Here is a 13,001-nt window from a genome sequence, read left to right as displayed (position 1 = left end):
CGTTTTTAAAAGCCTAAAACCGTGAGTATTATTTTGTAAATTTAAGATGCCTTTCTTAATGAGTATTTACATCTGTACTACGGGACGACAGCGCGTCTATCTTGATATCCAGATTCACTAAATAATTATTAGCATGATTAAAAAAATACTTGTACCCACAGATTTTTCTGAACAGGCCGAAAATGCGCTAAGAGTTGCTGCAGATTTAGCAAAGAAACACAATGCGTCTATTAATTTACTGCACATGGTAGACCTCCCCATGACACTCGTAGATGCTGTTACCGGAAATCAAAGCGAACTTCCCGAGGCAATTTTCTTCATGAAACTTGCTCATCAAAGATTTGAATCTATGATGAGCGCACCTTTTCTTGATGGAGTAACTATAGAAGAAAGTGCAGAGTTTGACGGTGCATTTGAGGGAATTATGGATTATGTAGACAAATATCAATCAGACCTAATTGTCATGGGATCCCACGGAGATAGCGGTTTACATGAATTCTTTATTGGTTCGAATGCAGAGAAAGTAGTGCGTAATTCTAAAATTCCAGTACTTATTATTAAGAACAGACATGAGCATTTTGAAATTGAAAACTTTATTTATGCGCTTGACTTTCAAGCAGAGAATCACAATGCTTTTAAACAAGCTATCGCATTTGCCAAAATAAACAACGCACAACTTCACATGCTTTATGTAAATACACCTGGAGACTTTAGATCAACTCATGAGGTTGAAGAACAAATGAAAAAGTTCATGGATGTAGAAGGGCAAGTAGAAAATTGCACATTAAACATCTATAATGACAACACGATAGAAAGCGGTATCCTTCACTTTGCAGAGATGATTGACTCTGGACTCGTAGGTATCGCAACCCACGGCCGCAAAGGACTCGCTCATTTCTTAAATGGATCCTTGAGTGAAGGACTTGTAAATCACGCAAAACGACCCGTAATCACTTTTAGAATTTAAAATATAGTCTAGATCATAATTCATTACTGAATATTTGAGGGAATATTCACTCTTGATGTGCTCTAGATTTTTTATGCTTTCGCGAAAGCGTAACACCACACAATACACGCAAACCATTAGCTTACTTGTGATACTTAACACTCACTAACCAAAAGCAAATAACTACAATTAAAGAATATATAAATATTCTCACAAAATATACACAAAGTCATATCACATTAAGTCAATCCACTGTAGATTTATACTAGGAGATCAACAACATCTTCATTAAAATCAAATATGGAACTACCTATTCTTTTAGTGTTTCTAATAATTGGAGCCACTATAATACTCTTTGTTACAGAGTTTTTCCCAATTGATAAGATTGCACTGTTTGTAGTAGTCTCACTACTACTCCTAGGACTCACTACACCAGAAGAAGCAATAAGCGGCTTTTCTAACGCCGCAACTATAACCATTTTATCACTCATGATTCTAGCTGTAGGATTAGAAGAAAATGGGGTCATACAATGGCTTACAGATGGCATTAGAAAACTCAAACTCTTGCCACTTATACTTATCACGCCAGCATTTATGATTGTATCTGCAGGCATATCTGCATTTATAAGCACTACAGCAGTGGTGATTATCTTCATAAAGATTGTTTCTCAACTTGCAGAAAAGTATAACTTTTCATCTTCAAAACTCTTAATGCCTATTTCCTTTGCTGGAATTTTAGGAGGAAGCTGTACGCTTATGGGAACTTCTACTAACCTTATCGTAAACTCCCTCGCCAAGGAAGCTGGAGCAGAAAGCTTAGGCTTTTTTGAGTTTTCCTTTATAGGTCTAGCATTTGTTCTAGTAGGTGTAATTTTTATGACTATTGCCTCGCGCTTTTTACCGAAAGACAAAAGCAAAGACCTACAGGGTGATTACGGAATTGACAAGTATGTATTCTCAATTAAAGTAAAACCAGAAGCTTCCTTTATAGGAAAGAAGATTGCAGACATAGACTTCTTAACCAACCAAAATGGGCATATTCTAAAACTCATTAGAGACCGCCAAGTCATTAATGCGCCAGGAAAATACGTAACCATACAAGAAGACGACGAACTTATTCTGCTCTCAGAAATTTCTGAGATTACTGATCTATCAGCTACCAATGAAATAAGCTTTAATGAGAAACAGGAAGAAAACAACGCCAAAATTGACAACGAAGAACAACAACAATCAGAAAATAAAAAACTCACCTATGTAGAGTTACTTATACTTCCTGGGTCCGAAATGATAGGTAAAACCATTAAAAACCTAAGAAACATGTCGCTTCAGGGCGCATTTCCTATTGCTATTAACAAACGAAAGAACATAAGAAATACTCAAGAAAGATTACTGCGAAAAAATGTTGACAACATAAGAGTAAAACCTGGAGACCGTTTACTGGTAGAAACACAAACCACTGCCATATCTAGATTAAACAGCATACAAAACATCGCTATTTTAAATGAGCATGACTACAAAATAGGAAAGACCACACTACAAAAGAGCATTGCATTAATAATTCTGTTAGGCGTAATAGGCTTAGCGGCTTCTGGAGTTCTCTCTATTTTAGGAGCTTCCCTTACTGGAGTTGCCGCCATGCTCCTCACCAACTCAATTTCACTTGAAAATGTGTATCACAAAATAAACTGGCAAATTATATTTTTACTTGCAGGCATGATTCCTCTGGGAGTTGCTATGACTAACACTGGCGCAGATACATGGCTGTCAGAAAACCTACTCACGCTTCTAGACGGTCAAACACCTACCGTTGTCATCGCCTTGCTTTTTGGCTTCACCATGTTAATAAGTGGTACCATCTCAAATAACGCCACAGCTATAATTATGACTCCTATAGCGCTATCACTAGCTGCCGGATTAAGTCTTCCAGTAAAACCATTTATTCTAGCAGTTATGTTTGCTGCAAATTTTAGTTTTTTCACCCCTGTGGGTTACCAGACCAACACTCTCATTTACGGAACAGGTATCTATAAGTTCAAACATTTTTTAATTATAGGCGGTATGCTCTCCATTATCTTATGGATACTAGCAACATTCATTCTATCAACTATGTTATAATCTCACCTTAATAAATATGTATTTACAAGCAGAAAACACAGGTACGTTTACAAAACTCACACTAAAACTTGAAGGCTGGTGGGATGCCATTATTCTCAAACTACCTAATATCGCAATTGCAATACTGGTAATGGTGCTTTCATATTTTGTAGCAAGAGGTATTAGCAATCTCTTACGCAGAATCTTGAGAAAACAAATGCAAGATAAATCTATGCGCAGGATTATCTCAAAGATAGTTTACGGTATCATTCTTCTCTTTGGATTTTTCTTAGCGCTAGGAGTTCTAGAACTAGATAAAGCGCTTACCTCCATACTTGCGGGTGCTGGCGTAGTTGCGCTAGCAATTGGACTTGCACTGCAAAGCACATTATCAAATACTTTTTCTGGTATTATGCTTTCCTTCTTGCCTCGTATCAAAATAGGAGATTATGTAGAAACGAGTGAACATGGAGGATTTGTTCATGAAATAAGCTTGCGCAACCTTGTTCTTAGAAGACCCGACAACCACTATGTAATAATGCCTAACTCGAAGTTTATAGAAGAACCTTTTGTAAACTACTCTCTAGTAAAACGCGGCAGAATCACCGTGAGTTGTGGCGTAGCCTATGGATCAAACCTACACAAGGTAAAAGAACTAGTTACCAAAGCAATTACTGATAATTTCCCACTAGAACATGGAGAACGCATAGAGTTTTATTTTACAGAATTTGGAGATAGCAGTATCAATTTTATGACCAGATTTTGGATTGATTGCGTTAAAAAAAGTCAGATGTATGCTGCTCAAGATAAAGCCATACTTCTCATCAATGACTTATTTGCTCAAGAGGACATCAACATCCCTTTCCCTATAAGAACTCTAGACATTCCTCAAGCAACCATAAATGCACTTAATAATAAAGTTAGAGATTAAATCTCTAGCTTTCCTTCTTCATTCAAGTCTTGCTGCTCCCCTGTGAGTGCCGCAAAACCTAAAGACACTAGCGAGACAAGCGCACTCTCTTTAGTATCCCAATAATGTACATGGCTCGGTATAACTTCTAGAGCACATATGTTTGGGTCTTCTTTTCCGTCAAACCATGCATCATCTGTTTTTGCATAAAGCTCTTCTATTATCTTTTGATTAGTAGTAATATTTACAGTACCATACACACTTAAAAAACTCACACTTGTTGTATCTCCATAAATTAACTGTACTCTAGCGTCTTTTTCTAGGTGTTTGTTATGAGAACTATATCTATTACTTAAAAACCAGATAGAACCCCTATCATCTACTTTCTTTGTACTCATAGGCACAATATGAAGTGGTAGTTTTTCTAGACCTGTTGCCATCATTGCAAAATCAATAGACTCTGCGAGATCTCGTAGTTTTTCTATAGCCTCTTCGCTATATAAATTTTTGTGACTCAACCCCTGCTAGTTTTAATTGTTATTGTTTTTTATTCGCTTTCGCGAAAACGTGAAATAAATCAGCAATCTTCTCTCAGAGCTTTTATCAACTCTTCCTTATCCATCTTACTTCGACCATCTATTTCCAAATCCTTAGCTTGCTCATAAAGCTCCTTCTTAGAGCGCTCTTCATAAGGTTTTGAGGCGCCTCCCTTTTTACCAGCGTCTGACGTATTTGCAATACGTGCAGCTTTCTCCTTGCTCATTCCCTTACCCTTTAATGCTTCGTATTGCTCCTCATTCATAACCGATGGTCTGTCATTCTTATCCATGATAATTTATTTTTTATCTTAAAATTAATCTTTTAACTCACTAAAACAATTGGTTTTTAGAATAGTATAACTTTTTTAAGAGACTTTATGATTTTAAATATGAGATGGATTTTGGGGTACGAATACCAGTAAATATTAATACGCAGGTATAGTTGAGCGCACATTATTATATGGAAGAATATTATTGAAACCTTAAGCGCATAAAAAAAACCCGATCTAATTAAAGATCGGGTTTCTTGTTGGCCCACTAGGTTTCGAACCTAGACTCTTCTGCACCAAAAACAGACGTGTTGCCAGTTACACCATAGGCCACTATTTTGTGATAGCGAGTGCAAATTTAAACCAAAGTTTTAGAAATCCAAACATTATTTTAAAAAAATCTCATTTTTTTAAAATAAAAATTCTTCTTGAAGCACGCTATACAATACAAGCATTTGAATTTGAATTAAATATGGCATTCCGAGACAGAAAAAATTTTTTTAAGCCCAATAATTAATGACTCTATGACGTTACCACAAATCACACGTATTGCTTAACTTCGTCCCTTTACAAAATATACAATATGACCGACTTCAATTTTGCGAAGTATAATAAGATATTAGGCTGGACAGTATTTGCCATTGCCCTTATTGTTTACTCTCTTACTGTAGAGCCTACAGCGAGTTTCTGGGATGCTGGTGAGTACATTTCTACCTCCTCAAAACTAGAAATAGGTCACCCACCTGGAGCACCCCTATATCAAATTTTAGGAGCTTTTGTTTCTATTTTTGCACCAGATGCAACCTACATAGCACTTGCTGTAAATTATCTTTCGTGCCTCACAAGTGCGTTTACCATACTTTTCATGTTTTGGTCGCTCACTTTATTGATCACGAGATCGCTTACTATTAACGCAGAACTTATTACAAAAACAAAGCAACAAGCAATTCTTGCTAGTGCTGCCATAGGTGCGCTTGCATTTGCTTTTACAGATAGCTTTTGGTTTAATGCCGTAGAAGCAGAGGTATATGCCCCAGCAGCAGTGGTACTCTCTCTTTTATTCTATCTTGGGTTATTATGGGAACGTGACATGCATGAACCTAGAGGTAATCGCTGGCTCATATTGATATCTTTTATTGTAGGTCTATCCTTTGGTATTCACTTTATGGGATTACTTACCATCCCGGCAATTGGCTTACTCTATTTCTTCAAGAACACAGAAAAAGTAACTGCCAAAAATCTCATCATAGCACTGGTTATCGTTGTAGCCATCTTGATGTTTATTTTTAAGCTACTATTACCTTATACATTATCATTATTTGGGTACTTAGAAGTATTCTTCGTAAACTCTATGGGACTACCTTTTAATAGTGGTACCATTATAGCAGGCTTACTTCTTGTAGGGTTATTTGTTTACGGATTTAAGCTTTCGCGAAAGCGTAACAAACCACTCCTTAACACCATGCTACTTTGCATGCTTTACATCTTTATAGGTTTTTCTAGCTGGATGATGTTGCCTATACGTGCAAATGCTGGTACAACTATTAATGAGAACAATCCGTCAAATGCTCGATCATTACTTGCTTATTACAACCGTGAGCAATATGCCGAAACAAAACTCTTTTATGGACCTCAATTTACCTCAGACTATTCTGGGCTAGATCCAGATACACCATATCTCGACAAACCGAAGTTATACGAGAAAGACGAAGCTCTTGGAAAATATGTAGTGGTAAATGAGTGGCGTAATGCAAAGCAAAATCTTGATGATGCGCATAATGCTATCTTACCAAGAATGTGGAGCCCAGAAAATAATGCAAATTACATGCAGTATACGGGTCCTTTAAAATTCAGTATCAAGTATGATCCTGATATGCCAGAGGAAGATCGCCAGTATCTTCAAGATGTTGTAACGCAGTTCAAGATAGATTACAGAGACGGAAAGGTAAATTATGAAGGTTATGATGCCTTTTTAAAGAGCCAGATAGGAAGTTACCTAGATGTAGAAAAACCATCCTTTGGAGCAAACATGAATTACATGTTTAGCTTCCAGTTTGGGTATATGTACTGGCGTTACTTCATGTGGAACTTTGTAGGAAGACAGAACGACATACAAGGTAAAGGCGATGACTTTAACGGAAATTGGATTTCTGGAATAGGCTTTATTGACAGTATGTTCTTAGGACCACAAGACAACCTACCGTCTGATGTTGCCGATAATAAAGCTCGCAACACCTATTTCTTCCTTCCCCTATTACTTGGATTATTAGGCCTACTTTTTCACGCAAGTAAAGACTGGAAACGTTTTGCAGTATTACTAGTCTTCTTCTTATTTACAGGTCTTGCATTAAAGGTATATCTAAATGAACGTGCTTTTGAACCTCGTGAGCGTGATTATGCGCTAGTGGGATCCTTCTATGTCTTTGCGATGTGGATAGGCTTTGGAGTGTATGCGCTATTTGATATTGTAAAAGATTTTATAAAACCTAAAATAGCAATGCCTATTGTGGCTGTTATATGTTTACTAGCTGCTCCTGTATTGCTTGCCTCACAAAACTGGGATGACCATGATCGCTCAGGAAGGAAAACGGCTCTTGCCATGGCAAAGAAGTATCTAGACTCTGTAGATGAGAATGCCATTATATTTACAATAGGTGACAACGATACGTTTGCTCTTTGGTATGCTCAAGAAATTGAAGGATATCGTACTGATGTGCGTATTGTAAATACTAGTTTGATTAATACAGATTGGTACTACGACCAGATGAAGAGAGCGGCATACAAGAGTCCACCGGTACCTAGCTCGCTTACACACGACAAGTATGCGGCAGACAATAGAGAAGCCCTGTTTTATCAAGAAACCAAAGACTCTATTATTCCTATCTCGCAATGGATGAGTTTTGTTGCTAGTGATGATCCTAGAACAAAGGTAGAATATGCAAAAGGACAGTTTTTTAACACCTTCCCTAGTAAAAAGGTGCGCATTCCAGTAAATAAGGAAACCGTACTCAAGAACAAGATTGTCCCTATGGATGATGCAGATAGCATTGTACCATACATAGACATTGAACTTAAAGGGAATGTTCTTTACAAAAATAGGCTGCTTATGCTAGACATTATTGCTAGCAATAACTGGGAACGACCTATTTACTTTACTGGAGGAAGCTTTGGTGATGATGACTACTTATGGATGAAGGACTACCTGCAACTGGATGGCGTAGCTTATAAGCTTATCCCAATAAGAACTCCTATCGATCCTCGTAATCCTTATGATATGGGTCGCGTAGATGCAGATAAGATGTATGACATCGTAAAGAAATGGTATTGGGGCAACAGCGGAAGCCCAGATATCTATCACGATCGTGAGACGCGCACTAATGCGATTACTTATAGAGGTAACATGGCACGTCTAGTGGAGCAACTTCTCGCAGAAAACAAGCCAGAAAAGGCTAAGAAAATCATGGATCTCGCGATGGAAAAAATGCCAGTAGACATCTTTGAGTTTTACACGCTTGTAGAACCATATATCACTGGATATTATGAGATAGGAGAAACGCAACGTGCTCAAGAAATATGGAAAGAAGTTGCTGCTAAGTATCAAGAGCAACTAACTTACTTTAGTAAGGTAGATGAAGAACTTCAATATAAATATTATGAAGATATCTTGACTAATATTGAGAAGTATAGAAGTCTTGTAGACCTTCTTATTATAAATGATGATAGAGAACTGTTTGAAAAAGAAGCAAAAGTCTTTGATAACTACATGCGCACGTTCCCATATTTAATGGGCGATGATGATGAAACAGAAGAAGTTCCTCAAGAATTACTTGAAACACTACCAGAACCATCTATAGAGATTCCAGCCCAAGATAGCGTAAGAGACGAAGTAATAACAGATTTAAACTAATCTCAACGATGCAGGAGAGTATTTTACCATGGGCCTTATTAATAGGCTATATAGTTATCCTACTGCTTATAGACTTTTTTGTGCTACACAAAAAAGGGACAACTATAAGCGTTAAAAAAGCTTCGTACGAGACTATCTTTTTTATCACAAACGCCCTTCTCTTTGGAGGGCTTATTTATTGGTTTTATAGCTCAGGGCTAGTAACAAATCCTTATGATTATTCTGGTACGAAAGCAGTAGTCACCTACTTAACAGGTTATCTGGTGGAACTATCGCTTAGTGTAGATAATCTTTTTGTTATTGCAGTAATCTTCACTTCTTTTAAGATACCAAGCCAGTTCCAGCATAGACTGTTGTTTTTAGGTATTTTAGGCGCCATCATATTTAGAGCATTACTTATCGGAGTAGGTATTACACTTATTAATAAAATACCTGGAATGCACTTCATTTTTGGAGGCATCCTACTCTTTACAGCATTCAAGATGCTTAAAGACGACCAAGAGCCTGTAAAAAATGAAGAGCCTAAAGGTCTTGCCAAGTGGTTTAAATTCTCAAAAATAATAGACGGAGATAATTGGGTAACTACAGTAGATGGAAAGCGCGTTTTTACAGCATTATTTGGAGCACTGGTTACCATAGAGCTTACAGATCTACTTTTTGCCTTAGATAGCATCCCTGCAATACTAGCCATTACAAAAGACCCATTTATCGTATACAGTTCAAATATATTTGCTATCATGGGCTTGAGATCACTCTATTTCTTTTTAGCGAACATGCTAGAGAGATTTAGGTATCTTAAGTATAGTGTTTTTGTAATACTTCTATTTGTCGCAGCCAAACTTATTGTAGGTCATTATTACCCATTCCCAGAATGGTTATCACTCGTTGTCATTTTTGTATGTCTAGGCGCAGGGGTTATATACTCCTTAAATAAAGATCAGACGCGACTATAGATGAGCTTTTTAAAACCATCTCGAGTACCTTCCATAGTTACCTGGTTGTATCCAAGTTGGTATTTGTGGAGCAAACCAAAAGGTAAGAAAACTATCTATCTCACTTTTGACGACGGACCTATTCCTGAGGTGACAGATTTTGTGTTGGATACGCTTTCGCGAAAGCGAGACAAACCCATTCACGCTACTTTTTTTTGCATAGGAGATAATGTGCGTAAGCACCCTGATGTGTTTAAAAGAATCCTTGCTGGAGGTCACTCCGTAGGGAATCACACCTACAATCACCTTCAGGGTTGGAAAACGGATAACGAGACGTATTTAACAAACACACAGCTCGCCGAACTTGAGATGAGCAAGCATATAGAAGGTAATCCTAATACATTATCAAGCCCCCTATTTAGACCACCATATGGAAAAGTAAAGCGTAAGCAGGCATCTGCATTGCGCAAGATGGGATATAAAATCGTAATGTATCGTATAGTTGCTTATGACTGGGAGTCAAGTATTACTCCAGAAGCATGTTTACGCAATGTAATTGATACTGCCCGGGATGGAGATATTATCGTTTTTCACGACAGTGTAAAAGCATTTAACAACTTGCAGTATGCACTTCCTAAAGTTATTGAGTATTTTGAAAATGCTGGATTTAGCTTTGGGAAATTATAGTGATATTATACTGAGTACTCTTCCATAATACCAATGATAGTATTTGCATCTAGCGCTCCGCTTTGACGCCATATCATCTCCCCGTTTTTATAAATAATTAGTGTAGGTAACGCTTTAATGCGCAATGCTTCGGCAAGCTTGTTATTCTTATCTACATCTATCTTAACCACTTTTCCTTTATCACCTATTGCGGCAGCTACTTCCCTAAGAATAGGATGCATTGCCATTGAATTTTCATTCCAGTCTGTATAAAAGTCTAACAGTATCGGAATATTTACGTCTATAAGTTCTCCAAATTTTGACATACCTATGGATTTTATTAATCAATTAAGGATTACGTGCTTAGTAAAGATAGCACTTTCTTGGTATTATGCGTTTGCACTACCTCTTTTCAACTCTATAACAGTTATCTCAGGCCAAATCCCTACCCTTCCAGGAAAAGCAAGATACCCAAAACCACGGTTTACATTTATATACTGCTTTGCATCTTCATAGATACCTGCCCAGTATTTATAGCGCCACTTTACAGGACTCCATTTAAACCAACCTGGTATCTCAATACCAAATTGCATGCCATGCGTATGACCACTAAGCGTTAAGTGAAAATGCTCTGGGTGATCCTTTACCTCAAACTCCCAGTGAGAAGGGTCATGACTCATTAGTACTTTAAACTCCTCCTTATCAAGACCGCTTATTGCTTTATTGAGATCTCCCGCTTTTTTAAATCCGCCTTCACCCCAGTTTTCTACTCCCACAATTGCAAGGCGCTCTCCATCTCTTTCAATAAAGTGGTGCTCATTAAGTAATAGCTTAAAGTCCATCTCTTTTTGGATTTCTTTGAGCCTATTGAGGTTATCAATTTTTGCTTGAGGCGTAGGCCACTCTACATAATCGCCATAGTCATGATTTCCTAAAACAGAAAACTTCCCATCTTTTGCACGCAAACGAGCAAAAGAGTCTTGCCATTGATCCATCTCGCTCGCCTCATTATTTACCATATCACCAGTAAATAAGATAGCATCACTCGCCTGCTCATTGATAAGATCTATGGCATAATTTACCTTCTCCTTATTATCGAAACTTCCACTATGTATGTCACTTATTTGTGTAATCTTATAACCATCAAAGGCAGCTGGAAGATCATCAAACGTGAGCGTATACTTAAGGACTTTAAAGTTATAACGCCCTTTTATAACACCATATAATATAGATGCAAACGGAATTGCTGCTAACCCTAATGCAATCTGACTTACAAATTTACGGCGGGAGGGGATTGCTTTCCCTTCTGAGCTTGTCGAGATTTTATTCACACCACCGCGTATGAGCCTAAAGATATCTTCACCAAACATAGTTGCAATAATTACTAGCTTGCAAACAATGAGAATGATAAATGACACCACAAAAAATTGTGTCAACGCACTCATATTGCGTCGTCCACCAGTTGAGAATTGATAAATCATCCCTCCTATAATAAAAACGGTAATAAGAAAGTATAAAATGGTTCCCCAGCGGCCTTTCACAAGAAATCTAAATGCTTGGTAGGCATATATATCTAAGGCAATCACAAATAGGATAATAAAAATAAATCTGAGCACAGTTTATGAATTTAGGCAAAAATAGAGGGTGAACTATTAGTAGAGTACCGTTTCACGTTTCTTTAACTATAAAGGTATTATTTACATACGCTTTCGCGAAGGCGTACCTATCAAACAGTAACTTCTAGAATTTTTGCATGACTACTTGCAAATGAAAGTTCATTTACAACCGCCGGCAGCACTACTGTTTGTCCTTTTTTAAATGCATACACCTCATCATCACATGAGAACGTTGCACTACCATCTACACACATAAGGATTGTAAAAGAATCCTTATTACTGTAATCCCGTGTTGCTTCTCCTTCTAGGGCTAATAATGTTGTCTGGAAGTATGGTGTTTCCATGATAGACACAGCAGTGTTTACCTCCGTTTTATAAGGAGTATTGTAAGTGTCATATCCTTTTAAGTCTACCACATCGATAGCTTCCTCACTATGGAGATCACGCACTGCTCCAGTTTTTGCATCTATTCTGTTATAATCAAATATGCGGTAAGTAACATCAGATGTTTGCTGGATCTCGGCAAGTAATACTCCTGCACCTATAGCATGTACTCTACCTGTAGGTATATGGAAGATATCGCCCTCTTTTATGTATTCTGTATGTAAAAGATCTACAATATTTCCATCCTTTACAGATTCTTCATATTGTTCTTTTGAAGTATCCTCTTCAAATCCAACGATAATACTCGCATCATGATCTGCTTGCATGATATACCACATCTCATTTTTCCCAAAAGAGTTATGGCGCTCCTTTGCTACTTTATCATCAGGGTGCACCTGTATAGAAAGCGGAGTTTTGGCATCTAGAAATTTAATTAGTAACGGGAAGTTTGTACCAAATCGCTCAAGGACCGATACTCCTAAAAATTGCGCTCCATAAGTGGTAATGAGATCATGTAACGTATTTCCAGCAAGCGCTCCATTTGACACTTGTGTCTCGCTGCCTTCTACATCAGAAACCTCCCAAGATTCACCTATCTGATCCCCACTAAATTCTTTATTGAGCTCTGTGCGCAACTTATCACCACCCCATAGGCGGTATTTAAAGTGTGGAGTAAAAAATAGGGGATATAGTTTCATAGTCTAAATAGGTCACAAATATACAGCTTACCTTAAATTT

The 13,001-nt window shown here is 37.5% G+C and carries 11 protein-coding genes and 1 tRNA gene; 6 read left to right on the top strand and 6 right to left on the bottom strand.

Annotation, left to right across the window (positions count from 1 at the left end; translation table 11 throughout):
- The first annotated feature begins 133 nt into the window (after window positions 1-133).
- The 3 genes from KRODI_RS07755 to KRODI_RS07745 all read left to right on the top strand — a co-directional run bounded on the left by KRODI_RS07755 (window position 134) and on the right by KRODI_RS07745 (window position 3,971).
- Window positions 134-967: a universal stress protein gene (locus KRODI_RS07755; RefSeq protein ID WP_013751041.1), complete on the top strand. Its 834-nt coding sequence runs from the start codon at window positions 134-136 to the stop codon at window positions 965-967.
- A 279-nt stretch (window positions 968-1,246) separates the two neighbouring features.
- The gene (locus KRODI_RS07750) at window positions 1,247-3,061 is read left to right on the top strand and encodes an SLC13 family permease (RefSeq protein WP_013751040.1); all 1,815 of its coding nucleotides are present in this window, start codon (window positions 1,247-1,249) and stop codon (window positions 3,059-3,061) included.
- Between the two features lie 16 nt (window positions 3,062-3,077).
- Window positions 3,078-3,971, top strand: coding sequence for a mechanosensitive ion channel family protein (locus KRODI_RS07745; protein WP_013751039.1), 894 nt, complete (start codon window positions 3,078-3,080; stop codon window positions 3,969-3,971).
- Here KRODI_RS07745 and KRODI_RS07740 read toward each other — a convergent pair.
- The 3 genes from KRODI_RS07740 to KRODI_RS07730 form a co-directional block, all read right to left on the bottom strand.
- A complete protein-coding gene (locus KRODI_RS07740; RefSeq protein WP_013751038.1) occupies window positions 3,968-4,468 on the bottom strand; it encodes a pyridoxamine 5'-phosphate oxidase family protein in 501 nt (166 codons plus the stop codon). The two genes, KRODI_RS07745 and KRODI_RS07740, sit on opposite strands and share 4 nt — an antisense overlap.
- Window positions 4,469-4,527: 59 nt before the next feature.
- Window positions 4,528-4,779 carry a hypothetical protein gene (locus tag KRODI_RS07735; protein ID WP_013751037.1) on the bottom strand — a complete coding sequence of 84 codons (252 nt, stop codon included), beginning with the start codon at window positions 4,777-4,779 and terminating at the stop codon, window positions 4,528-4,530.
- A gap of 239 nt (window positions 4,780-5,018) precedes the next feature.
- A tRNA-Gln gene (locus tag KRODI_RS07730) sits at window positions 5,019-5,091 on the bottom strand.
- Between the two features lie 250 nt (window positions 5,092-5,341).
- Between KRODI_RS07730 and KRODI_RS07725 the strand changes: the two genes are divergently transcribed.
- The 3 genes from KRODI_RS07725 to KRODI_RS07715 are packed head-to-tail and all read left to right on the top strand — an operon-like array spanning window position 5,342 to window position 10,284.
- Window positions 5,342-8,665 (top strand): DUF2723 domain-containing protein, encoded by a 3,324-nt coding sequence (locus KRODI_RS07725; protein ID WP_013751036.1) that lies wholly within the window; start codon window positions 5,342-5,344, stop codon window positions 8,663-8,665.
- A gap of 8 nt (window positions 8,666-8,673) precedes the next feature.
- Complete coding sequence (locus KRODI_RS07720; protein WP_013751035.1) at window positions 8,674-9,618, top strand: TerC/Alx family metal homeostasis membrane protein; 945 nt, start codon at window positions 8,674-8,676, stop codon at window positions 9,616-9,618.
- Window positions 9,619-10,284 carry a polysaccharide deacetylase family protein gene (locus KRODI_RS07715; RefSeq protein ID WP_013751034.1) on the top strand — a complete coding sequence of 222 codons (666 nt, stop codon included), beginning with the start codon at window positions 9,619-9,621 and terminating at the stop codon, window positions 10,282-10,284.
- Between the two features lie 5 nt (window positions 10,285-10,289).
- Here the strand turns inward: KRODI_RS07715 and KRODI_RS07710 are convergent, their stop codons facing one another.
- The 3 genes from KRODI_RS07710 to KRODI_RS07700 form a co-directional block, all read right to left on the bottom strand.
- Complete coding sequence (locus KRODI_RS07710) at window positions 10,290-10,589, bottom strand: thioredoxin family protein (protein ID WP_013751033.1); 300 nt, start codon at window positions 10,587-10,589, stop codon at window positions 10,290-10,292.
- Between the two features lie 63 nt (window positions 10,590-10,652).
- Window positions 10,653-11,879 (bottom strand): metallophosphoesterase, encoded by a 1,227-nt coding sequence (locus KRODI_RS07705; RefSeq protein WP_013751032.1) that lies wholly within the window; start codon window positions 11,877-11,879, stop codon window positions 10,653-10,655.
- Between the two features lie 110 nt (window positions 11,880-11,989).
- Window positions 11,990-12,961, bottom strand: a complete 972-nt coding sequence (locus tag KRODI_RS07700) for a type I phosphomannose isomerase catalytic subunit (protein WP_013751031.1) — start codon at window positions 12,959-12,961, stop codon at window positions 11,990-11,992.
- Between the last annotated feature and the right edge of the window lie 40 nt (window positions 12,962-13,001).

The sequence above is a fragment of the Dokdonia sp. 4H-3-7-5 genome (assembly GCF_000212355.1).
Taxonomy (GTDB): domain Bacteria; phylum Bacteroidota; class Bacteroidia; order Flavobacteriales; family Flavobacteriaceae; genus Dokdonia.
Note: the sequence above shows the minus strand (reverse complement) of the source record. Positions and strands in the feature narration are given on the sequence as shown.